The sequence below is a fragment of the Nocardia sp. NPDC004123 genome (assembly GCF_053603795.1).
This window is the reverse complement of sequence record NZ_JBSGGG010000039.1, coordinates 1-25,098: the sequence shown is the minus strand read 5'-3', so window position 1 is coordinate 25,098 and position 25,098 is coordinate 1. Positions and strand designations below refer to the sequence as shown.

General features: G+C 69.4%; 25 protein-coding genes and 1 rRNA gene. 18 read left to right on the top strand and 8 right to left on the bottom strand.

Annotated features, from left to right (window positions below; all coding sequences use genetic code 11):
• Window positions 1-248: 248 nt before the first annotated feature.
• Genes ACWEQQ_RS40760 through ACWEQQ_RS40750 form a run of 3 tightly spaced genes read left to right on the top strand, consistent with a single transcriptional unit; the run spans window position 249 to window position 3,167 of the window.
• Entirely contained in the window at window positions 249-2,450 is a 2,202-nt protein-coding gene (locus tag ACWEQQ_RS40760) for a hypothetical protein (protein WP_452352005.1), read from the top strand.
• The gene (locus tag ACWEQQ_RS40755) at window positions 2,447-2,935 is read left to right on the top strand and encodes a GtrA family protein (RefSeq protein ID WP_452351970.1); all 489 of its coding nucleotides are present in this window, start codon (window positions 2,447-2,449) and stop codon (window positions 2,933-2,935) included. Before ACWEQQ_RS40760 ends, ACWEQQ_RS40755 begins: the two co-directional genes overlap by 4 nt.
• A 10-nt stretch (window positions 2,936-2,945) precedes the next feature.
• On the top strand, window positions 2,946-3,167 hold the full coding sequence (locus ACWEQQ_RS40750; RefSeq protein ID WP_452343868.1) for a Trm112 family protein: 222 nt from the start codon (window positions 2,946-2,948) through the stop codon (window positions 3,165-3,167).
• Window positions 3,168-3,559: 392 nt separating this feature from the next.
• Here the strand turns inward: ACWEQQ_RS40750 and ACWEQQ_RS40745 are convergent, their stop codons facing one another.
• Genes ACWEQQ_RS40745 through ACWEQQ_RS40735 form a run of 3 tightly spaced genes read right to left on the bottom strand, consistent with a single transcriptional unit; the run spans window position 3,560 to window position 5,707 of the window.
• Window positions 3,560-4,171 carry a TetR/AcrR family transcriptional regulator gene (locus tag ACWEQQ_RS40745; protein WP_452351969.1) on the bottom strand — a complete coding sequence of 204 codons (612 nt, stop codon included), beginning with the start codon at window positions 4,169-4,171 and terminating at the stop codon, window positions 3,560-3,562.
• A 16-nt stretch (window positions 4,172-4,187) separates the two neighbouring features.
• Window positions 4,188-4,976, bottom strand: a complete 789-nt coding sequence (locus tag ACWEQQ_RS40740; protein WP_452351968.1) for an ABC transporter permease — start codon at window positions 4,974-4,976, stop codon at window positions 4,188-4,190.
• Entirely contained in the window at window positions 4,973-5,707 is a 735-nt protein-coding gene (locus ACWEQQ_RS40735; RefSeq protein WP_452343871.1) for an ABC transporter ATP-binding protein, read from the bottom strand. The genes ACWEQQ_RS40740 and ACWEQQ_RS40735 overlap by 4 nt, the downstream gene beginning before the upstream one ends.
• 229 nt (window positions 5,708-5,936) lie before the next feature.
• Here ACWEQQ_RS40735 and ACWEQQ_RS40730 point away from each other — a divergent pair, with 229 nt between their 5' ends.
• Complete coding sequence (locus ACWEQQ_RS40730; protein WP_452351967.1) at window positions 5,937-6,995, top strand: NAD-dependent epimerase/dehydratase family protein; 1,059 nt, start codon at window positions 5,937-5,939, stop codon at window positions 6,993-6,995.
• A gap of 15 nt (window positions 6,996-7,010) precedes the next feature.
• Here ACWEQQ_RS40730 and ACWEQQ_RS40725 read toward each other — a convergent pair whose 3' ends face one another.
• Window positions 7,011-8,396 carry a hypothetical protein gene (locus tag ACWEQQ_RS40725; RefSeq protein WP_452351966.1) on the bottom strand — a complete coding sequence of 462 codons (1,386 nt, stop codon included), beginning with the start codon at window positions 8,394-8,396 and terminating at the stop codon, window positions 7,011-7,013.
• A 125-nt stretch (window positions 8,397-8,521) separates the two neighbouring features.
• Here ACWEQQ_RS40725 and ACWEQQ_RS40720 point away from each other — a divergent pair, with 125 nt between their 5' ends.
• The 4 genes from ACWEQQ_RS40720 (at window position 8,522) to ACWEQQ_RS40705 (ending at window position 11,814) form a co-directional block, all read left to right on the top strand.
• Complete coding sequence (locus tag ACWEQQ_RS40720; RefSeq protein ID WP_452343874.1) at window positions 8,522-9,187, top strand: glycosyltransferase family 2 protein; 666 nt, start codon at window positions 8,522-8,524, stop codon at window positions 9,185-9,187.
• Window positions 9,184-9,873 (top strand): TIGR04282 family arsenosugar biosynthesis glycosyltransferase, encoded by a 690-nt coding sequence (locus ACWEQQ_RS40715; protein WP_452351965.1) that lies wholly within the window; start codon window positions 9,184-9,186, stop codon window positions 9,871-9,873. Before ACWEQQ_RS40720 ends, ACWEQQ_RS40715 begins: the two co-directional genes overlap by 4 nt.
• A gap of 382 nt (window positions 9,874-10,255) precedes the next feature.
• A complete protein-coding gene (locus ACWEQQ_RS40710) occupies window positions 10,256-11,362 on the top strand; it encodes a molybdopterin-dependent oxidoreductase (protein ID WP_452351964.1) in 1,107 nt (368 codons plus the stop codon).
• Window positions 11,359-11,814 (top strand): hypothetical protein, encoded by a 456-nt coding sequence (locus ACWEQQ_RS40705; protein WP_452351963.1) that lies wholly within the window; start codon window positions 11,359-11,361, stop codon window positions 11,812-11,814. The genes ACWEQQ_RS40710 and ACWEQQ_RS40705 overlap by 4 nt, the downstream gene beginning before the upstream one ends.
• Here the strand turns inward: ACWEQQ_RS40705 and ACWEQQ_RS40700 are convergent.
• Window positions 11,741-12,772 (bottom strand): sensor histidine kinase, encoded by a 1,032-nt coding sequence (locus tag ACWEQQ_RS40700; RefSeq protein WP_452343878.1) that lies wholly within the window; start codon window positions 12,770-12,772, stop codon window positions 11,741-11,743. The genes ACWEQQ_RS40705 and ACWEQQ_RS40700 overlap by 74 nt on opposite strands.
• On the bottom strand, window positions 12,762-13,475 hold the full coding sequence (locus ACWEQQ_RS40695) for a response regulator transcription factor (RefSeq protein ID WP_452343879.1): 714 nt from the start codon (window positions 13,473-13,475) through the stop codon (window positions 12,762-12,764). Before ACWEQQ_RS40695 ends, ACWEQQ_RS40700 begins: the two co-directional genes overlap by 11 nt.
• Window positions 13,476-13,753: 278 nt before the next feature.
• Between ACWEQQ_RS40695 and ACWEQQ_RS40690 the strand changes: the two genes are divergently transcribed.
• A complete protein-coding gene (locus ACWEQQ_RS40690) occupies window positions 13,754-14,962 on the top strand; it encodes a low temperature requirement protein A (RefSeq protein WP_452351962.1) in 1,209 nt (402 codons plus the stop codon).
• A 6-nt stretch (window positions 14,963-14,968) separates the two neighbouring features.
• On the opposite strand, the gene ACWEQQ_RS40685 is transcribed toward ACWEQQ_RS40690, so the two are convergent.
• Window positions 14,969-15,688 (bottom strand): DsbA family oxidoreductase, encoded by a 720-nt coding sequence (locus tag ACWEQQ_RS40685; RefSeq protein ID WP_452343881.1) that lies wholly within the window; start codon window positions 15,686-15,688, stop codon window positions 14,969-14,971.
• Between the two features lie 179 nt (window positions 15,689-15,867).
• On the opposite strand from ACWEQQ_RS40685, the gene ACWEQQ_RS40680 reads away from it, so the two are divergent.
• The 5 genes from ACWEQQ_RS40680 (at window position 15,868) to ACWEQQ_RS40660 (ending at window position 19,920) form a co-directional block, all read left to right on the top strand.
• Entirely contained in the window at window positions 15,868-17,055 is a 1,188-nt protein-coding gene (locus ACWEQQ_RS40680) for an NAD(P)/FAD-dependent oxidoreductase (RefSeq protein WP_452351961.1), read from the top strand.
• 122 nt (window positions 17,056-17,177) lie between these two features.
• A complete protein-coding gene (locus ACWEQQ_RS40675; RefSeq protein WP_452351960.1) occupies window positions 17,178-18,101 on the top strand; it encodes an RNA polymerase sigma-70 factor in 924 nt (307 codons plus the stop codon).
• Between the two features lie 122 nt (window positions 18,102-18,223).
• Window positions 18,224-18,517, top strand: coding sequence for a DUF3761 domain-containing protein (locus tag ACWEQQ_RS40670; RefSeq protein WP_452343884.1), 294 nt, complete (start codon window positions 18,224-18,226; stop codon window positions 18,515-18,517).
• Between the two features lie 91 nt (window positions 18,518-18,608).
• Window positions 18,609-19,232 (top strand): DNA-3-methyladenine glycosylase, encoded by a 624-nt coding sequence (locus tag ACWEQQ_RS40665; RefSeq protein ID WP_452343885.1) that lies wholly within the window; start codon window positions 18,609-18,611, stop codon window positions 19,230-19,232.
• Window positions 19,233-19,344: 112 nt separating this feature from the next.
• The gene (locus ACWEQQ_RS40660) at window positions 19,345-19,920 is read left to right on the top strand and encodes a Clp protease N-terminal domain-containing protein (protein ID WP_452343886.1); all 576 of its coding nucleotides are present in this window, start codon (window positions 19,345-19,347) and stop codon (window positions 19,918-19,920) included.
• 6 nt (window positions 19,921-19,926) lie between these two features.
• Here ACWEQQ_RS40660 and ACWEQQ_RS40655 read toward each other — a convergent pair whose 3' ends face one another.
• Window positions 19,927-21,534, bottom strand: coding sequence for a 2-isopropylmalate synthase (locus ACWEQQ_RS40655; RefSeq protein ID WP_452352004.1), 1,608 nt, complete (start codon window positions 21,532-21,534; stop codon window positions 19,927-19,929).
• Window positions 21,535-21,748: 214 nt separating this feature from the next.
• Between ACWEQQ_RS40655 and ACWEQQ_RS40650 the strand changes: the two genes are divergently transcribed.
• From ACWEQQ_RS40650 to ACWEQQ_RS40635, 4 genes are all read left to right on the top strand, one after another.
• Window positions 21,749-22,450 carry a FadR/GntR family transcriptional regulator gene (locus tag ACWEQQ_RS40650; RefSeq protein ID WP_452352003.1) on the top strand — a complete coding sequence of 234 codons (702 nt, stop codon included), beginning with the start codon at window positions 21,749-21,751 and terminating at the stop codon, window positions 22,448-22,450.
• A gap of 76 nt (window positions 22,451-22,526) precedes the next feature.
• Window positions 22,527-22,952 carry a DoxX family protein gene (locus ACWEQQ_RS40645; RefSeq protein WP_452343887.1) on the top strand — a complete coding sequence of 142 codons (426 nt, stop codon included), beginning with the start codon at window positions 22,527-22,529 and terminating at the stop codon, window positions 22,950-22,952.
• Window positions 22,953-23,160: 208 nt separating this feature from the next.
• On the top strand, window positions 23,161-24,450 hold the full coding sequence (gene tyrS / locus ACWEQQ_RS40640; RefSeq protein WP_452343888.1) for a tyrosine--tRNA ligase: 1,290 nt from the start codon (window positions 23,161-23,163) through the stop codon (window positions 24,448-24,450).
• A gap of 560 nt (window positions 24,451-25,010) precedes the next feature.
• A 16S ribosomal RNA gene (locus tag ACWEQQ_RS40635) occupies window positions 25,011-25,098 on the top strand; the annotation flags it as partial.

The following is a 25,098-nucleotide window of genomic DNA, read 5'->3' as shown; positions in this document are numbered from 1 at the left end:
CTGCTCGGCGCGGCATTCGGGGCGAAGTGTTGACACCCGGCCCATCATTCCCCATGTCCATCCCCCGCAACGGCGCCCATACCTCCCAACGGCTTGGCGTAAGTGCCATCGACATCGCCGCCCTGTAGGGTCTGGAACTCGTGGTGGAAAGCTCAGTTTCCAAGGTGGTCGGGGCCGCCGAATCCGGGCAGGACGATAAGGCGGCTCGGCGCGAGGTGTATCGCTGGGGCATCGTCACTTCGATCGGGGTGACCCTCGGGTATCTGGCTGTCATCCTGGCCAACTCCCGCCACTTCTTCACCGATGACACCGAATCCCAGTACACCGGCCTGTGGGTGTTCTTCGGCCGCGCCTTCCGTGACGGCCATTTCCCGCTGCTGATTCCGGACCAGTGGATGACGGGCAACTACACCAATGAGGAAGCGGGACTGTTCAACCCGCCGCAGCTGCTGATCGATCTGATCGCGCCCTCGGTGCCGAACCTGGCCGTGTACGCGACCATCGTGAAGCTGGTCTTCGCGATCATCACCGGGCTCGGCGTGTACCGGGTGTGCCTGGTGTACGGCGCCCGCCCGCAGTGGGCCGCGGTGGCCGGGGTGGCCATGCCGTTCACCGGCTTCTTCCTGTTCTTCGACTCGGCCAGCTGGTTCACCGCCATGGCCGGCACCGCCTGGATGATCCACGCCTGGGCGTCCGCGGAGCGTTACCTGCGCGGGCAGGGCGGTCCGATCCCGGTCTTCGTGTACCTGTACCTGGCGATCTCGGTGCAGTACGTGTTCCCCGCGGTCGAGGCCGTGCTCATGCTGATAGCGGTGGCCGTCGGCTACCTGGTGTGCCGGGGGCCGCGGACCTGGCCGCAGTGGCGCGACGCCTTCGGCCCGCTGCTACGCCTGGCCGCGGCGGCGGCCTGTGCGGGCACGGCGGGTCTGCTGACCTTCCTGCCCTCCATGCTGTCGGCGCAGGTGAGCTGGCGCGGCAATTCGCAGATCAATAACGACCAGTTCCTGACCGTGCCGTGGTCCGAATCGCTGAACGCCAGCCTGCCGACCACCATGCCCGCGTTCACCTCGTGGTGGGGCTACGTCCAGCCGCTGCCCATGACCTACATCGCCTGGTTCCTGATCCCGGCGCTGGCGTTCGTGGATTGGAAAGCGGCGCAGAAACACTGGAAGCAGTTCGTCGCGATTGCCCTGTTCGCGCTGATGGCGCTCATGTGGACCGCCGGGCCCGGCACCGTCGGCCCGCTGCGCTGGCCCGCCCGCGTGCTGCCCATGCTGGCGCTGGGTCTGCTCGTGCTGGTGTGCGTGCTGCTGGGCCGCTTCGCCACGCTGCGGGACCGCAACACGCGGATCATCTCGGCACTGGTGCTGGTCCTGGCCCTGTGGGTGCGCACCTTCTCCGCCGACCCGCACCGGGTGCTGTGGCACCTGGGCTCGGCCGCCGTGGTGATCGCCCTCGGGTTCGGCGCGGTGTGGCTGGGCCGCACCCGCGGCGCCACCGGAGCCACCGCGCTGGTCATCGCCGCCATGGTGCCGATCGCCTGGTTCCAGGTGTGGTGGGTGCAGCCCACGCCCATGTCGTGGAACCTGCCCGCCGACCGCAACGAGGCCATGGCCGCCTTCCCGAAGTTCCAGGCCGGCACCACCCTGCAGCTCTCCGACCGCGGCCTGCTGCAGCCCGCCGACAAGAACCTGCAGGGCGCGTACGGGTCGCTGGTGTGGGGCAACTACGCCAAGGACCTGCAGCAGGACTACGTCAACGGCTATACGCCCAACGGGCACTTCTACTTCGGTGAAATGCTCTGCATGCGCTGGGATTCCAGCGTCTGCCCCGACGCGTACCGCCGGCTGTTCAGCGCCGAGCCGGCCACCGGCCGCACCCTGGCCGACCTCATGCTGATCGACCGGGTCGTGTTGCAGAAGGCCATGTTCCCCGACGCGGGGGACCAACCCGCCCCGGAGGGCTGGCACTTCGTCGACGTGCCCGGGCACGAGAAGTACATCTGGGTGCTCGAGCGCGACAACGGCCCGATCTCCACGGTCAACGGCCGCGTCGGCGACGCCCACGATGTCACCGCCACCTCGCTCGACGAGACCGACGCCACCAGCCGCGTACAGGTCTCCTCGGAGACCGGCGGCCGCGTCACCTTCGCGCGCCTGGGCTGGCCCGGCTACCGCGTCACCCTCAACGGCAAGACCGTCCCGTTCCACACCGTCGCGAAAGTCTTCGTGGCCGTGGACATTCCGGCCGGCACCGACAAGGCCGTGCTGGAGGTGAGCTGGCGGCCGCCGGGCTGGAAGATCGGAATCGGCAGTGCCGCGGGCGGACTCGTCGGCCTCGGACTGCTCCAGTGGCTGTACGTTCGCTCGCGCCGGCGCGGACAGGACGTGCCCGCCGCCGAACAGCTCGACGACGATCCGGACCGCGAACTGGTGGGCACCGCCAAGTGACCGAGACGCGTCCCTCGCTCACCGGCGCCGAGCCCGCCCCGGCCGGGCCGCTGCTCCGGCTGGTGCGTCGGCAGGAGATCGCCTTCGCACTGGTCGGCGGCTTCAACACGCTGATGGGCGTGGTGCTCACCATCGTGTGGCTGACCGTTCTCGGTGGCGTGGTGTCCAAGGACGTGGCCGCCGCCCTGTCGGTGGCGCTGGCCTACGCGGTCAGCATAGTGGTGGCCTTCGTCCTGCATCGCACTCTGGTGTTCCGGGTGCGCGGCCACCTGCTGCGCGACTTCGTGGCCTTCGTCGGAGTGAACGCGGTCGGCATGGTGCTGAACATGGTGCTGCTGCAGCTGGCCGTCTCCCTGCTGCACGCCCCCGCCAGACCGGCCGCCGTGGTGGTCATGGGCCTGGTCGCGGTGGCCAGCTACTTCGGCCACCGCCACATCAGCTTCCGCCGCCCCGCCGATTCCCCTCCTGCCCACGCCGACCGGTAGGTTGTCGGACATGTCGGAGGAAACCCTGGACCCCACCCTGCTGAGCCTGCTCGCCTGCCCCCAGGACAAGGGCCCCCTGCAGCTGGTCCACACCGCCACCGGTGACACCGTGCTCTACAACCCCCGCCTGCGCCGCGCCTACCCGGTCGACAACGGCATCCCGGTCCTCCTCGTCGACGAGGCCCGCGACGTCTCCGACGACGAACACACCCTCTTCGTCACCCAATCCTGATCCCCCCGCGCGCCTTCCATGAAGGCCCGCTGACCGGGCTGCGTCCCGCCGTCGGCCGGCTCGCGCGGGCGCGGTGCCGGCCGCGGCCCTGCTGGTCGATAGCGGCTCCAAGCTGATGCATGCCCGAGGCTCGCGCAGCGTGGTGCTGGGTCCTGGTTTCCGGGTTTTCACCGTTGCGGCGATTGTGGCCCTGGGGGCACTGCAGTCGCATGTCACGGCTGGGCAGCCGCAAGGTTGGGTCACTCGGCACCAAGGGTCGTACCGGAGCCGGGTTGGGTAGCGGTGGCGCAGCAGGGGACACCGTCGCAGTGAGAAGGGGCGCCTCGCGCGCAGAGGCCCGCTGGCCAGAGTAGTAGCGGGTTCGATTCTGCCGGTGGATGTCTCGGGCTGGGTCAGCCCTGCTGGGGGAGATCGCCGGTGAAATAGCGTTGCAGGGTGGGGCCGATGGTGGCGACGAGGTCTTCGACCGGCATGGAGGCGATGGGTTCCAGGCGGACGATCTTGCGGGTTACCAGGAGGCCGGCCAGCTGGGAGGCGGCGAGTGCGGCGCGTTGGGCGCCGGTGCCGGGGGGTGAATCGACCAGGGGGCGAATCTCTTTCAGGACTATTTCCAGGATGAAGGCGCGCGCCAGGGTGGGGTCGTCGCTGGCGAGGAGACTGCGGAAGGCGGCTACGGCGGGCATGCCGACGGGGGAGTCCCAGATGCCGACGACGGTGCGGACGATGTGGGCGCCCAGGTTTTCCACGGGGACGGCGGCGAAGCCGGCGAGGATGGTCTGGGGATCGACGGGGAGTTGCAGGGCGGCGGCGAACAATTGGTGTTTGGTACCGAAGTAGTGGTGCACCAGTGCGGGATCCACTCCGGCCGCGGTGGCGATGGAGCGGATGGAGGCGCGGTCGAACCCGACCTCGGCGAAGCGCACCCGGGCGGCGTCCAGAATCGCCTCCCGGGTGCCGGAATTGCCCGGACGCCGACCGCTGCGGGTCCCGTTGCCTCCGCTCACGCCGCGTGTCTCCCGGTCATGCGGTGCGCCGGCGCAGGGTGGCCGCGCCCAATCCCAGTGCGATGGCGGCGAAGACGGCCACGATCAGCACATCCCGCCACATCTGCCCGGTGGCCCCGGTGTGCGTGGACACCTGCTCCAGCGCGTCGACGGCGTAGCTGAGCGGCAGCACATTGCTGATCGCCTCCAGCCAGCTCGGCAGCTGTCCGCGCGGCACCAGCAGGCCGCACAGGAAGAATTGCGGCAGCACGATCACCGGCATGAACTGTACGGCCTGAAACTCGGTGCGCGCGAACGCGCTTGCCAGCAGGCCCAGCGCGACCCCGAGCATCGCGTCGACCACCGCGATCAGCACCACCAGCCCCGGGCTGCCCGCCGCGTTCAGCCCGAGCAGCCAGAACGCCACCAGGCAGGCCACCGCTGCCTGCACCGCGGCCGCGATGGAGAACGCGGTCCCGTACCCGGCCAGCAGGTCGAATTTGGACAGCGGCGTGGTCATCAATCGCTCCAGCGTGCCCGAAACCCGTTCGCGCTGCATGGCGATGGCGGTGATGAGGAACATGACCACGAACGGCAGGATGCCGAGCATGGTGATGCCGACCCGGTCGAACAGCCGCGGCGCGCCCGGCATGGTCGGATAGTTCTTGTATACGAAATACAGCAGCGTCATGAGCAGCGCGGGCACCAGCACGATCATGGCGACGGTGCGGTGATCGGCGCGCAGCTGCCGCAGGATGCGCACGGTGGTGGCGGTGTAACAACCCAGTGGCCGTGGGCCCGCCGGGCGTGAAAGGGTCGCGGTCACAGCTCTTCTCCCATCCGGATCAGCTTGAGGAAGGCGTTCTCCAGACTGGATTCGCCGGTGTCGGAACGCAATTCGGCGGGCGTGAGCTGCGCCAGCAGCCGGCCCTCGCGCATCAGCAGCAGTCGGTCGCAGTGCTCGGCCTCGTCCATGACGTGGCTCGAAACCAGCAGTGTCCGGCCCTGTTTCGCGAGCGCCTGGAACTGCTCCCACAGGTCGGCGCGCAGCACCGGGTCCAGGCCGACGGTGGGCTCGTCCAAGACCAGCAGCTCCGGATCGGCCACCAGCGCGCAGGCCAGGGACACGCGGGTGCGCTGCCCGCCGGACAGCTCGTTGCCGTGATGCCCCGCATGACTGCTCAAACCCACGGCGGCCAGCGCCGTTTCGACGTCGGCGGACGAAGCCCCGTACAGCGCACCGAAATACGCGACATTGCTGGCCACGGTGAGGTCGTCGTAGATGCTCGGGTCCTGGGTCACGTACCCGACCCGCCGCCGCAGCCCGCGCGATCCGGCCTCCTCGCCGAGCACGGACACCGACCCGGATTCGATGATCTGTGTCCCGACGATGCTGCGCATGAGCGTCGTCTTTCCGCACCCCGACGGCCCCAGCAGCCCGGTGATGCTGCCCCGGGGAACGGTCAGGGAGATGTTCTGCAGAACCTGTTGCCCGCCGCGCCGCACTTCCAGGTGCTCGATGGCGATGGCGTCGGTTGTCGTCGCTGGTGCCGTCACGGGTCACCCTCAATTCATCGAGTGTTGAATTCACTACGTGATGAATTGTGCGCTCATCCGGGGCCCGGGGCAAGACCCCGCTGCGTGTCGTTTTCCGGTGTGGCGATCTGGTCATATCGGCGTGGCGATCTGGTCGCATCTGACCGATTCCGCTGACCAAATCGTGACGAATCACGCGAGGTCGGCCAGTCCGGGCGCATTCCGGCGGCGGTCCATCCAGAATCGCCGCATGCGTGTACTTCTGACCGGCGCAGCCGGATTCATCGGCTCGCACATTCACCGCGCGGCACTGGCCGCCGGACACGAGGTCGTCGCGGCCGACTTCATGCTCGCCGCCGCCCACGGATCCGCCGCCGTGCCCCCGCCCGGCATCGCCCGGGTGGACGTGCGCGACCCCGATGCCCTCGGCGATCTCCTGCACGGCATCGACGTCGTCTGTCATCAGGCCGCCGTGGTCGGCGCGGGTGTCAGCGCCCAGGACGCCCCGGCCTACGCCAGCCACAACGACCTAGGCACCGCCGTGCTGCTCGCGGCCATGCATCGGGCCCACTGCCGCCACCTGGTGCTGGCCTCCTCGATGGTGGTCTACGGCGAGGGCCGCTACGTCGATTCCGCGGGCGTGCCCGCCGAGCCGGCCCCGCGCACCCGCACCGATCTCGACCACGGCCGCTTCGACTACCGCGGTCCCGACGGCCGTCCTCTCACCTGGGCGCCCATCGACGAGGACGCGCCCCTGCGTCCGCGCAGCCTCTACGCCGCCTCCAAGGTGGCCCAGGAGCACTACGCCACCGCCTGGGCCGCGGCCACCGGCGGGACCGTCACCGCACTGCGGTACCACAATGTGTACGGACCCGATATGCCCAGGGACACACCATATTCCGGGGTCGCCGCCATCTTCCGCTCCGCACTCGAGGCGGGTGAGTCCCCGCGCGTGTTCGAAGACGGCACGCAGGCCCGCGATTTCATTCACGTCCGCGATATCGCGGAGGCCAATGTCGCCGCCCTCGAACACCCGCTGGGCGCGTTCACCCCGCTCAATATCGCCTCGGGCACCCCGATCACCATCGGCGAGGTGGCCGCCACCCTGGCCCGCGCCTGCGGCGGCAAGCAGCCCGTGGTGACCGGCGACTACCGCGCCGGCGACGTCCGCCACATCGTGGCGAGTCCCGAACGCGCCCGCCGCTCACTGGGTTTCGTCGCCGCCGTCACCCCGAGCCTGGGGCTCGCCGAATTCGCGACCGCGCCGTTGCGCTCCACCGCCGGGAACGGGGCCCCCACCTGGCGGTGAATTCGGCTGCGGCGATCACCAATTCGTCAGGATCAGGTGGTTGACGAGCAGCGCCCCCGCCGCCTGCGCGGCGAGCCAGAAACGCGTGCTGTGGCGGGGGAGCAGCGCGGTCGCCGACAGCGCCCACACATCGAACGGCAGCCAGATGCGTTCGGTCTCGGCCTTGCTCAGCCCGCTGATGTCCGCGATGAGGATGGCGGTGATCCCGGCGGCGGCCAGTAGCGCCGCCGGATCGACGCGGGAGCGCCAGCGCGAGAGCCAGTTCCGCCACGGCTGCACCGGCAGGAACTCCAGCTCGACCAGCACCCGGCTGCCCGCGGCGGCGGTGGCCGGCCCCACCGCGCACACCGTCGCCGCGAGATTGCCCCAGACCCAGTACGAGTAGGGCCGCTCGCTGGCAATGCCCTGGTAGTAGCGCTGCACCACGAGGTGATAGCCGGTGAGCCACCAGAATCCCGCCGCCGCGAAGACTGCCACCACCGCCAGCGCGGCCGCGAGCGCCGGCAGCGCGGGCCGCAGCGACCGGGCCAGCAGCACCGCCGCGGCCGGAACCACCATGAGCACCAGGCCGTAATTCAGGAAAATGGTGAACCCGAACAGCGCCCCGGACGCCAGCGCGAGCAGGACCCAGCCGCGCTCCAGCCGGGTCGCCAACGCCAGCAATGCCACCGCCCAGGCGCCCACCCCGGCGAAGAGCCCGTCCGCGGAGACCGCGATCCAGATGACCGCGGGCATGAGCGCGAGGAAAGGCGTTGCGGCCCGGGCCCGATGCTCGGACCCCAGCGCCCGGATGGCGAACGGCACCGCGGCCGCGGCACTGGTCCCGACCAGCACACACAGCAGTCCTGCCCAGGCTCCGCCGCCCAGTCCGATCCGGTCCAGCAGCACGAACACCAGCAGCGCGCCCGGCGGATGCCCGGACACGTGGGTGGTCCACGAATCGGGCTGGAAATCCAGGATGCGCCCGGTGAATCCGCGCAGCATGGCCCCGATGTCGTGCACTCCGCCGACCTCGTGCAGGTACTCGTCGCGGGTGGTGAGCCGCCCGGCGAAGCCGCGCTGCCAGCCGTCCACCATGGCCAGCGCGAACGCCCACGCCGCCGCCGTCGCCCACGCCGCCAGCAGTAGTCGTCCCCACGACAGCCGCCGTGCCAGATCGGGGCCGAAGCGCACCACGGCCGCGGCGAGGGCGACGGCCGGCACCGTGCCCCACCCCACATGCGGCAGCCAGCCACCGAAGATCGGCGCGGCCTCGGCGTAGAGCCGGTCCCGCCAGGGTTTGCCCTCGATTCGCGGAAACACAAAGGCGGCACAGACCAATACGAGAGCCGCGAGCGCGCAATAGCCGTCGGCACGGGTGGAGACGGAGCGCGCGACCCGGGTCGCGGAAGCGTTCGCCATGCCGGAAACCCTAGGCTCCGAAACCCGCCGGAACTGTCCGGATCGCCATTTCTCCTGCTCTTGTCATACTTTCGTCATGCGTGTCCCGGGGTCGGAAGACCCCGATTGGCCGTACGGTCGAGGCCATGACCGAGTTGGACTCCGTACCCGGGGTCACGGTGGTGATCCCCTGCCGGGACGAAGCGGAAGCGCTTCCCGGCGTACTGTCAGCAATTCCGGTGGGCTACCGGGTGATCGTGGTGGACAACGGCTCCACCGACGGCACGGCCGAGGTCGCGCGTGCCGCCGGAGCGACCGTGGTGACCGAATCGACCCCCGGCTACGGCAGCGCCGTGCACGCCGGCGTCGACGCCGCCCGCACCGAACTGGTCGCCGTCCTGGACGGCGACGGCTCCCTCGATCCCGGCGAACTTCCGCGGCTGGTGGCCGAATTCGGCCCCGGCGTCGACATGGTGGTCGGTCGCCGCCGCGCGGCGATACCCGGCGCGCAACCCCTGCATGCGCGAATCGGCAACTGGGCCTTCGCCTTCCGGCTACGGCGCCGCTATGGCCTGTCGGTGCACGATATCGCCGCCATGCGGGTGGCCCGCCGCGACCGCCTGCAGGCGCTCGGCCACCTGCACGCCCGCTCCGGCTATCCGCTGGCTCTGCTCACCGGTGCGGCCCGCGCGGGCTGGCTGGTGCTGGAGCGAGACATCACCTATCGGCCGCGGACTCACGGCGAGTCCAAGGTCTCCGGTTCCTGGCTCGGCACCGTGCGTGCCGCCCGAGACTTCTGGAGCGTGCGATGAACCCGACCGATGTCCCCGCCACCATGCTCGTGGTGGCCAAATCGCCCATCCCCGGGTTCGCCAAAACCCGCCTCACACCGCCGTTCTCACCGGTCGACGCCGCCTACCTGGCGGCCTGCGCCCTGCTCGACACGCTGGACGCGGTGCGCGAGAGCGGCATCCGGCACAGCGTCGTCGCCTGGACCGGCGACCTCGACCGCGCCGAGCGTTCGGTCGAACTGGCCGCCGCCCTGCGCGAGGTGACCGTGGTGCCGCAGCGCGGCGACAGCTTCGGCGAACGCCTCGCCAACGCCCACGTCGATGCCGCCGAGTTCGGTGTCCCGGTGCTGCAGATCGGCATGGACACCCCGCAGGTCGACGCCGACCTGCTGAACCGCTCGGCCGCGCGCCTGGTGGCCACCGGCGATGCGGTCCTCGGCCCCGCGGCGGACGGCGGCTGGTGGGCCCTCGGTCTCTCCGAGCCGCGCCCGGCGCACCTGCTCACCGACGTCCCCATGTCGACCCCCCGCACCTGCGAGCTCACCGCAACAGCCCTGCGCCACAGCGGATTCCGGGTGCACTCCCTCCCCACCCTCACCGATGTGGACACCTACGCCGACGCCGTCTCCGTAGCGGCCGTGTCCCGCGGCCGCTTCACATGCGCCGTCGCCGACCTGGTGACCGCGAAAACCCCCGCCCCACTCTGAGATTCGAGCTTGGAAAGGAGCCCGCGGCGGCCGCCCGAACCGCCCCGCCGCGGACGCCATGTCAGAACCCACCGCACCGCCCGCTGAACCCGCACCGCCCGGCGGGCCAGCCCAACCCGGCGGAAACGTCCAGTCGAGCGGGAGAGTTCAGTCGAGCGCCACAGCTCAGCCCGGCGAGACGGACCGGTCCGGTGGGGCGGCCCAGTCCGGCGGGGAAGCTCAACCCGGCGGGGCAGCCCAGCCGGGCGGGACCGGTCAGTCTGGTGGGACAGCTGATCCTGGCCCGGTCGACGGGCCCGGCCGGGTCGAGGGGGCCGGGCCGCTCCAACTGTTGCTGCCGGCTGCGCTTTCCGATCGGCTGAGTCCTGCCCGCTCCACGGCCGTGGCCGCGCGGACCGGCATTGCGCTCGGCGTCGGCATCTCCATTCTGTTCGTGACCGGCCTGATCAGCCATCTGATCCAGCATCCGCCGGACTGGTTCTGGTGGCCTGCGCATCCGGTGTGGCTGTACCGGCTCACGCAGGGCACGCACGTGACGGTCGGGGTCATGATGATCCCCCTGCTGCTGGTGAAGTTCTGGTCGGTGTATCCGCGGTTCTTCATCAAACCGTCGTTGCGCCGGGGACTTCCGGACGCGCTGGAGCGGCTGTCGGTGGTGGTGCTGATCGGCGCGGTGCTGTTCCAGATCGTGACCGGGCTGTTCAATACCGCGCAGTTCTACCCGTGGAGGTTCTTCTTCACCACCACGCATCACGCCATGGCGTACCTGGCCTTCGGTGCGGTCCTGGTGCATCTGGCGGTCAAGCTTCCCGTTGTACGGCAAGCGCTTTCGCGCCCGATCGACGATCCTGTCCCGGATGCCGAACAGACCGCAGAATCGGAACGCGCGCAGCCGGGTGTTTCGCGGCGCGCGGTGCTCGCCGCGGCCGGGCTGGGCGCGGTCGTGGCGGGTCTGGCGGTGGCGGGGCAGTCGATCCCGTTCCTGCGCTGGGTCTCCCTGCTCGCGCCACGCAGTGGCGAAGGCCCACAGGGTGTTCCGATCAACCGGACTGCCACAGCCGCTGGAGTCACCGAGACCGCCCGCTCACCGCAGTACGCGCTGACGGTGAAAGTCGGTGGCCGCGAACACAGTTTCTCCCGCGCCGACCTGGAGGCCCTGCCGCAGACCGGCAGCGCACTGCCCATCGCCTGCGTCGAAGGCTGGAGCGCGCAGGGCCACTGGTCCGGTGTCCGCCTGCGCGACCTGCTGGCCCGGGTGGGCGAATACGGGGGCGGCGACGTGCGTTTCGTGTCCCTGGAGACGACCGGCATCTACGGTTCGTCCGTCCTGCCCCGCACCCACGTGGTGGATGCCGCCACGCTGATCGCCCTGCGCCTCAATGGCGAAGATCTCGCCCTCGACCACGGCTACCCCTGCCGCCTCATCGCACCCAGCCGCCCGGGCGTCCTGCAGACCAAATGGCTGAAATCGATCGAGGAACTGTCATGACGATCACCCGAATCCTGCTGAGCGCGCTGGGCATCGGCCTGGCCGCGTACGGCGTCGAATTGCTGCTGAAGATGAGCACCCCGGACCTGCGCTCGGTCGCGATCTGGTTCATCGGCGTCATTCTCGCCGAGAACCTGGTCTTCGGCCCGGCCGCGGCCCTCGCCGGCGCGCTCGGCCGCCTCGTGCTCCCCGCCCGCTGGTGGCCCGCCTACGCCGTGGGCGCGTTCATCAGCCTGGCCCTGATCCTCATCGCCGTCCCGGTGCTCGGCCGCGAGGGTGCGGTCCCCGGCAATGCCACCATCCTCAACCGTGACTACCCGGTCGGCCTGCTGGTCGCGCTCGCCGTGGTCTGGGCGGGGGTGGCCGCCTACCTGCTGTTCACCGCCCGGCGGTGGTCAGCAGCGGCAGCCGGACCTCGAATCGCGCACCGTCGGAACGATTCTGCGCGGTGATGTCCCCGTGGTGCGCCGCCACCAGCCCCGCGGCAATGGCCAACCCCATGCCGCTGCTGCTGCCGAGTTCGGCCGCGCCGGGGGAGCGGGCTGAGCTGCCGCGGTACGCGACCTCGAAGATGCGCGGCAGATCGGCTTCGGAGATGCCGGGCCCGGTGTCGTCGACCCGGGCCCAGGCGTGCCCGGCGTCGGCGCCCGCCGAGATGTCGATGCGCCCGCCGGGCGGGGTGTGCGCGATGGCATTGGCGACCAGGTTGGTCAGCACCCGGCCCAGCGCCCGATCGCTGCCCGCCACCACGATCTTGTCCTCGGGTTGCGTTGCGGCCAGGGTGATCCGGGCGCGTTCGGCCGTCGGCCGGTTGGCCGCCAGCACCTCGTCGATGAGCTCGCGCAGATCGACCGGCTCCATCTGCAGCCGCAGCGCCCCCGAATTGATCTTCGACATCTCGAACAGGTCGTCCACCATCGTGGAGAGCCGATTCGTCTCGCGCACAATCTGGTCCGCGTACCGCTGCACATCCTCGGGACGCGACACCACCCCGTCCTGCAGCGCCTCGCCCATGGCGCGAATCCCCGCCAGCGGGGTGCGCAGATCGTGGCTGACCCAGGCCACCAGCTCGCGCCGCGACCGTTCCGCCGCGCGCTCCTGCTCGAGCATCTCGCGCTCCCACACCGTGGCGCGGGCCTGCTCGCGGCCGAGCAGAATCGCCGCGGGCACGGTGACCGCGGTGACGACGGCCAATACCACTGCCGTGCGCTCGAATTCGGCCCCGAACATGAGCCCGCTCACCGCCACCACTCCGCACAGCGTGGCCAGCGTCGGAATCAGCACCAGCACGGCCATGCTCGTGGTCATCGCGCGATTGCGGGTGTAGCGCAGCAGCAGTGCGCCGATCACCACCACCGGCAGCGTGCCGGCCAGCGCGTACCCGATCAGCCCCGGCGTATCAGTCGGCACCGGACACCTCCTCGGTTCCCGGTTCGATACCGAGATCGGCGCGGCCCCAGGCATATCCGCGACCCCACACCGTCTCGATCCGATGTGCGGCGCCCAGTTTGGCGCGCAACCGCTTCACGTGCACGGTGACCGTGGACAGGTCGCCGAAGTTCCAGCCCCACACCTCGGCGAGCAACTCCTGCCGGCTGAAGACGCGCCGCTGGTGCGCCAGCAGGAAGGCCAGCAGATCGAATTCGCGCGCGGTCAATTCGACCGGCGTTCCACCCGCCACCACGGTCCGCGCCGCCCGGTTCAACTCCACCCCGTCCCCGCGCAGCACCTCGTCGGCCACCGGCTGCGGATGCGAGCGCCGCAGCACCGACGCCACCCGCAGCGCCAGCTCGCGCGGACTGAACGGCTTGGTCACATAGTCGTCCGCGCCCGCCTGCAACCCGATCACCCGATCGTCCTCCTCGCCGAGCGCGGTCAGCAGAATGATCGGCGTCTCCGGATGCGCCCCCGCCCGCACGGCCCGCGTCAGATCGATCCCATCCGGCGGCGGCATCATCACATCCAGCACCGCCAGATCGATCTCGTTCCGGGCCAGCACGGCTGCGGTCGCCGGCCCGTCCGCGGTCTCGATCACCTCGAGCCCGTCCCGCTCCAGATACCGCCGCACCACCTCGCGCACGACGGGATCGTCATCCGCCACCAGAATCCGCATCTCCCCACCCTAGGCGGCGGCGAACCGCGAATCACCTGGTCCGAGCCATTTCCCAAGTCGCCGTCACAGTTTCGTCACCACCGGTGACCGGCTCCAACGCCCCTGCGGACCTACCGTCGAACCATGGACCCCGCACCCGCCGAGCTCCGCGTGGTCGCCAGGTAGCGGGGCGGCCGATCGCCTGGCCGGCGCGGTGGTGAGCGCACCGAGCGCGGAATCGCCGGGAGGGCGGCCGGGCGCAGGCGGCGGCCGGCGCCGGGCGGCTCTACGCTCTGGACGTGACCAGCGATACGTCCGGCCCGGCCGGCGAGGTCGAAGCGGAAGGCGGACAGGTCCGGGCCTCGACTCTGGAACTGTTCTTCGACCTCGTCTTCGTCTTCACCATCACCCAGCTCACCCACGCCTTCACCCACCATCCCGGCTGGTCCGAGCTGGGACACGTGGCGCTCATGTTCGCCATCATCTGGTGGATGTACAGCGGGTACGTCTTCCTCACCAATGAGGTCGCCCCGAGCAATTCGTCGCGCCGCACGTTCCTGCTCATCGGCATGTTCGGTTTCTTCGTGATCGCCCTCGCGATTCCGAGTGCGTTCCAGGGTTCCGGGCTGGCCTTCGGGCTCGGGTACTTCGTGATCAACACGGTGCACAGCGTCATGTTCGCAAGGTCGGGCAGCCGGGGGGCGACCTCCGCGATCCTGCGTCTCGCGCCGCTCAATGCCGTGTCCGCGGTGCTGGTGCTGGCGGGCGGCATCGCCGAGGGCTGGGTGCGCGCCGTGCTGTGGATGATCGCGGTCGCGGTGCAGGTGGTCTCGCCGTACCTGGCCCGCACCGAGGGATTCGTCATCCGCCCCAGCCATTTCTGCGAACGCCATGGTCTGGTCGTGATCATCGCGCTGGGCGAATCGGTGGTGGCCATCGGCGCGAACCTGACCGGTATGGACCTCACCGTCGGCCTGGTCGCGACCGCGGGCCTCGGCCTCACCCTCGGATATGTGCTGTGGTGGGCCTATTTCGGCTTCGACGACGAGCGCGGCGAGCACCGGCTGCGGGCACTGCGGGGCCCGGCGCAGATCCGCACCGCGGTACTCGCCTACGGCTATTCACTGTTCGTGCTGGTGCTCGGCATCATCCTGACCGCGGCCGGCATCTCCATGACCATCGGGCACGGCAATCAGCCCGCGAGTAAGGCCGCGGCACTGGCCCTTTCGGGCGGCGTGGCCCTGTTCCTGCTGGGCCAGTGCCTGTTCCGGCTGGCCCTGGGCATTCCCCGCCCGGGTCTGCGATTCATCGCCGCGATCGCCGTTCTGGCCACCGCGCCGATCGGCATCGCCTGGGTGGCCTGGGGGCAGCTCGTGGTCCTGATGCTGGTCGCCTATGGCTTCGTGATCGCCGACGATCTGCTCCGGCTCCGATCCGGGGAGCGCAGCGCGTACCTGCAGGACATCTCGGGGTTCGGGCACCGGATCATTCGCGACGGCGATCGCTAGCCGCGCTCAATCCCGTTGCGGCAGCGCGCAACCGTCGGGACCGCAGGCCTCGCCGTCCGCGACGATCTCGAGCTCCGGCGCGTGATCGCTCCACGCCCGTTCCAGCGCCTGCGCGAACACCTCCGACGGCTGCGCGCCCGACACCCCGTACTTGCGGTCGAGCACGAAGAACGGCACGCCACGCGCGCCGAGCCGGGCGGCCTCGGCCTCGTCGGCACGCACCGCGTCGGCGTAGGCCTCGGGATCCGCGAGCACCTCGCGTACGGCGGCGTCGTCGAATCCGGCCGCCACCGCGACCCGAACCAGTCGTTCGGTATCTCCGAAAAGCGGCTCCTCCTCGGCGAAATTGGCCGCGTACAAGGCATCCAGCAGCTGCTCCTGCTTGCCCTGCTCGAGCGAGAAGTGCAGCAGCCGATGCATGTCGAAGCTGTTGCCGAAGTCCCGCCCCGAGGTCAGATAGGGCAGCCCGACCGCCTCGGCCTGCGCCCCGATGCCGCGCTCATTGGCGGCGGCCTGCGCCTCGCTGATGCCGTACTTCTCCGCGATGTGCGGCACCACCGCGTCGCTGTGGTCCCGGGGCAGCGTCGGGTCCAGCTCGAAGGACCGGTGCACCACCGACACGGCATCCCGATGCGGGAACGCCTCCAGCGCCTCCTCGAAACGCCGCTTGCCCAGATAGCAGAACGGGCAGTTGATATCGGTCCAGATCTCGACCTGTACGGCCATCACACCTCACACTCCGACGCTGTTTCCGCAGGCCGGAGGGTCCGGCCACCCCTCTGCCAACCGGCGACCGGGCCCGAATGTTCCGCTGTGACCCAGTTCACACTGGCGGGTTGTCACGTTCCGCGGGGCTGTCCTGTCTCATGCCCGACCCAGCAGGAACGAGCCCCACGGAGCCGACCATGAACGCCACCACCAATACCCACCGAATCGTCGTCCTCGGCGCCGGCTACACCGGCATGCTGGCCGCCATCCGCCTGGCCCGCCGCACCCGGAAGCTGGACGCCCACATCACACTGGTGAACCCCTCGGAGCGCTTCACCGAGCGGCTGCGCATGCACCAGATCGCCGCCGGGCAGGAACTGGCCGACCACCGCATCCCCGAGCTGCTGGCCGGTTCGGGCGTGGTCTTCCACCGCGCGGCCGCCGTCGCCATCGACGCCGAGGCCCGCGTCGTCACCCTCGACGACACCACCGATCTGCCCTACGACACGCTGATCTACGCCCTCGGCAGCACCACCGACACCTCGATCGTGCCCGGCGCCGACCACCACGCCTGGACCCTCAACGACCCGCGTCAGGCCCGCCGCTTCTCGCACCGGCTCGCCGAAATCGCCGCTGCCGCAGGCACTGTCACCGTGGTCGGCGGCGGTCTGACCGGTATCGAGGCGGCCACCGAGATCGCCGAATCGCACCCGGGCCTGAAAGTCACCCTGATCAGCGCCCAGGAACCCGGACACATGATGGGCGACAAGGCCCGCGCGCACCTGAACCGCGCCCTGGACCGGCTCGGCATCGTCCGCAAGGTCGGTGTGCAGGTCGCCAAGGTGCTGCCCGATGCCGTGCGGCTGACCACCGGCGACCTGATGGCCTCGGACCTGACCCTGTGGACCGCGGGCGTGAAGGTGTCGCCGCTGGCCGCTCAGGCCGGAATCGCCGTGGACGAGCGCGGATTGATCGTCACCGACACCACCCTGCGCTCGGTCTCGCACCCGGAGATCCTGCCCATCGGTGACGCCGCCGCGGTACGCATGCCCTTCGGCGTTCTGCACGGCACCTGCCAGAGCGGCATGCCCACCGCCGCCTACGCCGCCGACAGCCTGGCCCGCCGGCTGCGCGGAAAGACCGTGAAGCCCTTCCGTTTCGGCTACATCCACCAGCCGGTGAGCCTGGGCCGCAAGGACGCGGTCATCCAGTTCACCAAGGCCGACGACACCCCGCGCCGCTGGTACCTGAGGGGCCGCGCCGCCGTCGTCTACAAGGAGCAGGTCAGCGGTAGCCCGGTGCCCGTGTACAAGATGAGCAAGCACATGAACATGCAGGTGCAGTTCGCCAACGGCGGCCGCGCCACCCGCGCGATCGCATGCTGAGATCATCGAAACGACCCGAACGTCTCTCTGCGGTTCGCGTCCGCCCAGGTAGCCGGGATATCGATGCGATATCCCGGCCCGTCGATGGATTCATTTCGCAAGACCCGGTAGGTATGAGTCCCATGCAGGATCACACGCCCGACCAGCCCGTACCCGCTGCCCGGCAGGACGATTCGATCGATCCCTTCGTGGCACACCGCCGGCTGCTGTTCGGCACCGCGTATCAGATGCTCGGCACCGTCACCGACGCCGAGGACATCCTGCAGGACGCCTGGATCAAATGGCACGAGGTGGACCGGGACACGGTCACCCACCCCAAGTCCTATCTGGTCCGCACCGTCACCAATCTGGCGCTCAACCGCCTCACCTCGGCGCGCTCCACCCGCGAGACCTATGTCGGGCCGTGGCTGCCCGAACCCCTGCTCACCAGCACGGCCGACGCCGCAGAGGAGACCGAGATGGCCGACACCGTGTCGACCGCCATGCTGGTCGTCCTCGAAACCCTGAGCCCGGCCGAGCGCGCGGTCTTCGTGCTGCGCGAGGTCTTCGGCTATTCGCATGCCGAGATCGCCGGTTTCCTGGACCGCCCCGAGGCCACCGTCCGCCAGATCTCGCACCGCGCCCGCTCTCATGTGCACTCGCGCCGCCCGCGCTTCGACACCGATGTCTCGATCCGCTCGGAGATCACCGAGAAGTTCATGGCCGCGGCCCAGGGCGGAGATGTCAACGCGCTCATGGAACTACTGGCCCCCGACGTGACGCTGTGGAACGACGGTGGCGGCAAGGTCACCGCCGCCCGCCGCCCGCTCTACGGTCCCGACCATGTGGCTCGCTGGATGCTCGGCGCCATGGCCAAACCGATCAGCGCGGGCATCCGCCTCGAATCCGCCTACATCAATGGCGAACTCGGCGTGCTGGCCATGATCGGCGACTACCGCGTGGGTGCTCTGACCTACGACATTCGCGATGGTCACATCGAAAACATTCGCTTCCAGGTGAATCCGGACAAACTGGCCGGTATTCAGCAACAGGGTGGCGGCGAATAGGTCGCCGAATCGGTCGGTCGACAGGAATCCGGTGTCGCGGCGATAGCGGACCCGTACTATTCGGCGCTCGTCGGGGGCATCCGCTCCCGTTTCGACACCGCTATTCTGCAAGGGATTCCGTAATGATCGGCTATACCAAGCGCCGTGCGGCGCGACACATCCTGCCCTGGGCCGCCGCGGCCTTCATCGGTGTGAGCAGCGCGCTCGCCGGTCCCGCGGTCGCCGCGCCGGTGCTCCACACCGCCTGCGCTGCCAGCGAATACGAGAACGTGAGTGGCGCCTGCGTGCCGCGCCCGGAGCAGTCTCCCACCGTCCCGGACGGGGCTACCGCCCGCTGCAAGGACGGCACCTACAGCTTCAGTCAGCACCGCAGCGGCACCTGCTCGCACCACGGCGGCGTCGCAACCTGGCTCTGACCACCGCTTCGGCTCCGGCCCCGCGGTAACCGGACCCGCACGGCCGTCCCGGCACTCCGGGCGGGACGGCCGTGCGGAACAATAGGTCGGCGTGAGTGCCGAAGAGCTTGCCGTCGAACCACTGTGCGCCGCGCGGCGCCTGCTCGGCAGCACGCTCTGGTCCGGGCCGGTGGGCCTGCGCATCGTCGAGGCCGAGGCCTATGGGAGCGACCCCGCCGGGCCGTGGCCCGACCCGGCCGCCCACTCCGGCCGCGGCCGCACCCCGCGCAACGCGGTCATGTTCGGCCCGCCCGGCGTGCTGTACGTCTACTTCAGCTACGGCATGCACACCTGCGTGAACGTCACCAGCGGTCCCGACGGCATCGCCAGTGCCGTCCTCGTCCGGGCCGGCGAGATCATCGCGGGCCACGATCTCGCCCGCACCCGCCGCCCCGCCGCCAAATCCGACGCCGACCTGGCCCGTGGCCCCGGCAATGTCGGCAGCGCCCTCGGAATTCGCCTGGACGACTACGGAACTCGTCTCTTCGACCCGGACGCGCCGATTCGCTTGGAACTCGGCCCCGAGATCACCGATCCCGCTGCCGTATCCGCCGGTCCCCGAGTCGGGGTGAGCCTGGCCGCCGACCGTCCGTGGCGGCTGTGGCTGCCGGATTCCCCGGCGGTGTCGACCTACCGCCGCAGCCCGCGCGCTCCCAAGCTGGATCGTTCCGCCTAGTCCGGATCGGTCCGCGCGCCGGGCGGGATGCGGCGCACCGGAGTCCGTATCGGCGGGCGGACCGGAGGACTACGGTGGACGAATCGACCGCTCACCCTAGGTGGAATAGCCCATGTTCGAACGGTTCACCGACACTGCCCGCCGCGCCATCGTGCTGGCCCAGGAGGAGGCCCGCCTGCTCGGGCACGACTGGATAGGAACCGAACACCTGCTGCTCGGCCTCCTGCACGGCGGTGATCCGATCGCAGGGCAGGCCCTCGCGGACGTGGGCCTGGACCTCTCCGGCCTCCGCGAGCGAGTGAACCAGGCGGTCGGCGTCCAGGAGAACGGTGCCCCCGCCGGGCACATTCCCTTCACACCCCGCTCGAAGAAGGTGCTGGAGATGTCGCTGCGCGAGGCAATGCGCCTGCAGCACAACTACATCGGCCCCGAACACCTGCTGCTGGCCCTGGTCGCCGAGGGCTCCGGCGTGGCCTCGCAGGTTCTCATCAGCGAGGGCGCCACAACCGACGACCTCCGGGACCGGATCGACGCCCGCATGGCCGCGAGCCCCGGCCCGACCGGCGTGCCCTCGGCCGAAGCCGAACTCCGCCAGCGCATCACCGAACTCGAACACCGGGTGGCCGAACTCGAGCGTCGCCTGGACGGTCCCGGCACCGGGTCCGTCCTCGGCGACATCATCGGGTAGCTCCGGCTACACGCGCAGCGGTACCGCCCGGGCGGCTCGCTCCCCGGCCGCCAGCACTGCGGAAACCGTGGCGCGGGCGGAGGTTTCACCGCTACCGAAGGCCCAGGCCACGCCATCGTCCGTCCGGTACTCCAGGTAGGTGACGGCCGGATCGACTCCGGCGCGGGCCACGCTCTGATGCGTCACCGACAACACCTCGACCGAGAACCCACGCCGGCCCAGCAGACCGATGGCGTCCTCGACCGTCGCGTCGGCGGGGATAGCCGAATCGGCCGGGCCCCCCGCATAGGTGGCGGTGAACAGCTCCCACAGCGTTCGCGCCGACACCTCGGTCCCGGTCCGGTCGGTGTGGTGCTGGACGTGGCGGGCGAAGTCGATCTGCAGGCGGCGCGGCAACTCCAGGCCGTACTCGGCCTCCAGCAGGTACGCGATCCCACCCTTGCCGGACTGCGAATTGACCCGGATCACCGCGTCGTAGGAGCGGCCGACATCGGCCGGATCGATGGGCAGATACGGTACCTCCCAGGCGATTTCACGTTCGGGCTGCCCCAGCCGGACCGCCCGCTCGCGATGCTCGGCGAACCCCTTCTTGATCGCGTCCTGATGCGTCCCCGAATACGCCGTGTACACCAGATCACCTGCGTAGGGATGGCGTTCGTGCACCGGCAGCCGCGTGCAGTACTCGACGGTTCGCCGCACCTGGTCGATATCGGAGAAGTCGATCATCGGATCCACGCCCTGCGCATGCAGATTCAACGCCAGCGTCGCCAGATCCACATTGCCCGTGCGCTCTCCGTTGCCGAACACGCACCCCTCGACCCGCTGCGCCCCGGCCAGTACCGCCAACTCCGCGCACGCGATCCCGGTGCCGCGGTCATTGTGCGGATGCACCGACAGGATCACGCTGTCGCGGCGCGCCAGGTTCCGGTGCATGTACTCGATCTGATCGGCATACACATTCGGCGTCGCCACCTCGACCGTCGCGGGCAGGTTCAGCGTCACCGGCCGCTCGGGCGTGGTGTCCCACAACGTCGTCATGCGGTCGCAGACATCCAGCACGAAATCCGGTTCGGTCAGCATGAACACCTCGGGCGAGAACTGGAACCGGACATTCGGCATGTCCCCGGCCAGTTCCAGCACATCGCGCCCGCCGGCCGTGATCAGCTCGGCCAGCTCGTCACGGGTCTTGCCCAGCACCACATTCCGCCAGGTAGGCGCGGTGGCGGTGTACATGTGGATGACTACATCGTTGGGAATGCCGCGTACCGATTCCACGGTCCGCTCGATCAGATCCCGGCGCGCGGGGGTGAAGACGACGATGGTGACGTCCTCGGGAGCCAGCCGCTCGGCCCCGATCAATCGCACGAAGTCGAAGTCGGTCTGCGAGGCGCTGGGATAGCCGACCTCGATCTCCTTGTAGCCCATGGCCACCAGCAGTTCGAAGAACCGCCGCTTGCGGTCGGGATCCATCGGCTCGGCCAGGGCCTGATTGCCGTCGCGCAGATCCACCGGCACCCACAGCGGTGCGGTCGTGATCCGGTTGGCGGGCCAGGAACGTTCGGTCAGCGGCACCGAAACCCGTTGGTACACATCGCGATACCGATGCGAGGGCATGACGGACGGCTGCTGACGATTCCAGCTCGGGGGAGTGCTCACGGAAGATTCGCTTTCGCGTCGGAGGAGGTGACCGGCGCAGCACAGCGAGCCCGCTAGCGGGGTGCCGGTCGGTCAGACCCCGCCGCGGCGGTGAAGGAGAAGCAGGGCACCCAGAAGCATGTGGACTAGACTAGAGGGGATTAACTCCTCAGACAAGTAGAGAGGCCGAGCAATAGTGGCGCAGGTACAGAGGCATCCGCTCGCCGCCCAGGCCGCCGAGGTCCTGCTCTCGCGAATTCGTGCGGGGGAGTGGCAGCTGGGCCACCGCCTCCCCGGCGAGACCACGCTCGCCGCCCAGCTCGGTGTCGGCCGCTCGACGCTCCGCGAGGCCATTCGCGAACTCGCGGGTAAGGGCGTGCTCGAAAGCCGCCAGGGCGCGGGCGTTTTCGTCACCGCCCTGGATGTCGCCGAGGACTGGGACACGGTGCTGCGCCGCTCGGACATCGTCACCGTCCTCGAGGCCCGCATCGCCATCGAGGCCGAGGGCGCGGCCCTGGCCGCCCGCCGCCGCACCCCCGCCGACCTGCGCGCCATGCTCCGCGCCCTGGCCGCCCGCGCCGAGAGCGGCGATTCCGTCGAAGGATTGGTCGACGCCGACACCGCCTTCCACCGCACGGTCGTGGCCGCCGCCCACAACGACATCCTGCTCGAGCTGTTCAATGCCTTCGTCCCGCGCTCGCGCCACGCCATGATCGACATGCTCCGCATCCGCCCATTGCGCGATCCGGCCACCGACCACGACGCACACGAGCACCTCTACGACGCCATCCGCGCCCGCGATCCCGAGGCAGCCGCCACCGCCAGCCGCGTCCACCTGACCGCGCTCGGGGCCGCCTTCGAGCCCTGGCCAAAAAATTCTGCCGAGCGGCGATGAGTTTCCGCGACGGCCCCCGTCCTAGTGAGCAAGCGAGTTCGACACCGAACCGACAAGCCCCGGAAGGACATTCGACATGACCGCCATCGCCGCCACCCCGACCGTCGCCATCACCGCCACCTCGGGCAAGCTCCGCAACCGCGTGCTGTGGACCCTGCAGATCGTGCTCGGCCTGTTCTTCATCGTCGCCTCCGGCCTGCCGAAGTTCGCGGGCCAGGCCGACGCCGTCCGCGTCTTCCACCAGATCGGCTGGGGCGACTGGTTCCGCTACTTCACCGGCCTGGTCGAGGTCTCCGGTGGCATCGGCCTGCTGGTCGCCCGCCTGAACGGCCCCGCCGCCGCGGGCCTGTCCATCACCATGGTGTGCGCCGCCGCCACCCAGGCCTTCGTCCTCGGCTCCCCGGCCCTGGCGGTCTTCCCGCTCATCCTGGTCGGCGTCTTCGCCTGGATCGCCTACGAACGCCGCGCCTCCTTCTCCACCTTCACCAACCTGGTGAAGTGACCCGAACAATCGCTCGACCCCAAGCCCGTCGCCGACGAAACTCGGCGGCGGGTTTCCTCGTATGTCATGCGCCAACTGATTTCGTTGCGACCGGGGTAACTCGTCGGGGACGGCCAAAATTGTTTCGGCTCTCCACCGGCGGCCGCATGCAGTACCGGCGACGGCACCAAGGCCGGGCGAAAAAGTCGCGGAGAGGCGGAATGGAAAGATGGAGGCCGTGAGCGGCGACATCATCGATGAACTGACCTGGCGCGGGTTGATCGCGCAGTCCACCGACCTGGACGCCCTGCGTGCGGCCGCGGCCAAGGGCCCGATCACCCTCTATGCCGGGTTCGACCCGACCGCGGCCAGCCTGCACGCCGGACACCTGGTTCCCCTGCTGGCACTCAAGCGCTTCCAGCGCGCCGGCCACCGCCCGATCGTGCTGGCCGGTGGCGCGACCGGTCTCATCGGTGACCCCCGCGACGTCGGCGAGCGCACCATGAACTCCACCGACACCGTCGCCGAATGGGCCGGCCGCATCCGCTCCCAGCTCGAGCGCTTCGTGGATCTGGACGGCCCGAACGCGGCGATCATCGCCAACAACATGGACTGGACCGGGTCGCTGTCCACGGTCTCGTTCCTGCGGGACATCGGCAAGCACTTCTCGGTGAACGTCATGCTGGCCCGCGACACCGTCAAGCGCCGGCTGGAGTCGGACGGCATGTCCTACACCGAGTTCAGCTACATGCTGTTGCAGGCCAACGACTTCCTGCAGCTGCGCCGCGAATACGGCTGCACGCTGCAGGTCGGCGGTTCCGACCAGTGGGGCAACATCATCGCGGGCGTGGAGCTCAACCGCCGGGTCGACGGCGAGCACGTGCACGCCCTCACCGTCCCGCTGGTGACCTCGGCCGACGGCAAGAAGTTCGGCAAGTCCACCGGCGGCGGCAGCCTCTGGCTGGACCCGGAGATGACCAGCCCCTACGCCTGGTACCAGTACTTCGTGAACACCGCCGACGCCGACGTGGTCCGCTACCTGCGCTGGTTCACCTTCCTCTCCCGCGAGGAACTCGACGAGCTCGAGAAGGCGACCGCCGAGCGCCCCTTCGCCCGCGAGGCCCAGAAGCGACTGGCCGCCGAGATGACCACGCTCGTGCACGGCGAGGCGAACACCCGTGCGGTTCAGCTGGCCAGCCAGGCCCTGTTCGGCCGCGGCGATCTGCGCGAGCTCGACGACGCCACGCTGTCGGCGGCCCTGGCCGAATCCGCGGTCGACGGCAAGGTCGCCGAGGCGACCGGAACGTCCACCATCGTGGATCTGCTGGTCGACTCGGGTCTGTGCGAGGGCCGTAGTGCGGCCCGTCGCGCGGTCAACGAGGGCGGCGCCGCGGTGAACAACGAGAAGGTGTCCGATCCGGAGTGGACCCCGTCCGACGCCGACTACCTGCACGGACGCTGGCTGGTGCTGCGTCGCGGCAAGAAGAACTTCGCCGGCGTGCGCCGCGCGGCCGACTGACCGGTTCGCCGATACCGAAACAAGATCGAAATGACCTGGGTCACAAACCAGTGGCCCAGGTCGCCGATTGCCCCGGTCAGCAGCCCGTTCACCAGCGCAAACGACTCTGCGACCAGCGGATTTGACCTCGCGTTATCCGCCGCGTAACTTAGTCCAGGTCAGAGCGACACGGACACCGACCGGGACCGAAACGCCCAGCTCAGAGGCTGGAAATCTTCGGAAACGGATACGAGGTTGGACGAGGAGCGCCGGACGCGAACACGCCAGCCAGAAAATTGGCCCTTGACTCTGCGGAGGCTCGCGGCTAGGCTGGAAAAGTTGCCTCGCAGGACATCCAATCAATTTTGGATCGATTGCTTGTGCGTGTGTTCTTTGAGAACTCAATAGTGTGTCGATGAATGTCAGTGCCAAATATTTAATTTGGTTCCGGCCTCACACCCCCCGTGTGCTGGGGTCGGACATTTAAGTCAGCTAATTTCCGGCTGGCGTTTTTATCGCTAGGTTTTCGGACTCTGCGAACATTCTTCTGATTGGCTCCTTCGGGAGTGGATCGAGAGTCTTCAACGGAGAGTTTGATCCTGGCTCAGGACGAACGCTAGCGGCGTGCTTAACACATGCAAGTCGAGCGGTAAGGCCCTTCGGGGTACA

What these genes read in the sequence shown, in the direction of transcription:
- ACWEQQ_RS40705 (WP_452351963.1), top strand. Translation starts at nt 11,359, where the DNA reads ATGACGATCACCCGAATCCTGCTGAGCGCGCTGGGCATCGGCCTGGCC.
- ACWEQQ_RS40750 (WP_452343868.1), top strand. Translation starts at nt 2,946, where the DNA reads ATGTCGGAGGAAACCCTGGACCCCACCCTGCTGAGCCTGCTCGCCTGC.
- ACWEQQ_RS40715 (WP_452351965.1), top strand. Translation starts at nt 9,184, where the DNA reads ATGAACCCGACCGATGTCCCCGCCACCATGCTCGTGGTGGCCAAATCG.
- ACWEQQ_RS40645 (WP_452343887.1), top strand. Translation starts at nt 22,527, where the DNA reads ATGACCGCCATCGCCGCCACCCCGACCGTCGCCATCACCGCCACCTCG.
- ACWEQQ_RS40670 (WP_452343884.1), top strand. Translation starts at nt 18,224, where the DNA reads ATGATCGGCTATACCAAGCGCCGTGCGGCGCGACACATCCTGCCCTGG.
- ACWEQQ_RS40675 (WP_452351960.1), top strand. Translation starts at nt 17,178, where the DNA reads ATGCAGGATCACACGCCCGACCAGCCCGTACCCGCTGCCCGGCAGGAC.
- ACWEQQ_RS40725 (WP_452351966.1), bottom strand. Translation starts at nt 8,396, where the DNA reads ATGGCGAACGCTTCCGCGACCCGGGTCGCGCGCTCCGTCTCCACCCGT.
- ACWEQQ_RS40685 (WP_452343881.1), bottom strand. Translation starts at nt 15,688, where the DNA reads ATGGCCGTACAGGTCGAGATCTGGACCGATATCAACTGCCCGTTCTGC.
- ACWEQQ_RS40720 (WP_452343874.1), top strand. Translation starts at nt 8,522, where the DNA reads ATGACCGAGTTGGACTCCGTACCCGGGGTCACGGTGGTGATCCCCTGC.
- ACWEQQ_RS40680 (WP_452351961.1), top strand. Translation starts at nt 15,868, where the DNA reads ATGAACGCCACCACCAATACCCACCGAATCGTCGTCCTCGGCGCCGGC.
- tyrS (WP_452343888.1), top strand. Translation starts at nt 23,161, where the DNA reads ATGGAGGCCGTGAGCGGCGACATCATCGATGAACTGACCTGGCGCGGG.
- ACWEQQ_RS40695 (WP_452343879.1), bottom strand. Translation starts at nt 13,475, where the DNA reads ATGCGGATTCTGGTGGCGGATGACGATCCCGTCGTGCGCGAGGTGGTG.
- ACWEQQ_RS40655 (WP_452352004.1), bottom strand. Translation starts at nt 21,534, where the DNA reads ATGCCCTCGCATCGGTATCGCGATGTGTACCAACGGGTTTCGGTGCCG.
- ACWEQQ_RS40660 (WP_452343886.1), top strand. Translation starts at nt 19,345, where the DNA reads ATGTTCGAACGGTTCACCGACACTGCCCGCCGCGCCATCGTGCTGGCC.
- ACWEQQ_RS40730 (WP_452351967.1), top strand. Translation starts at nt 5,937, where the DNA reads ATGCGTGTACTTCTGACCGGCGCAGCCGGATTCATCGGCTCGCACATT.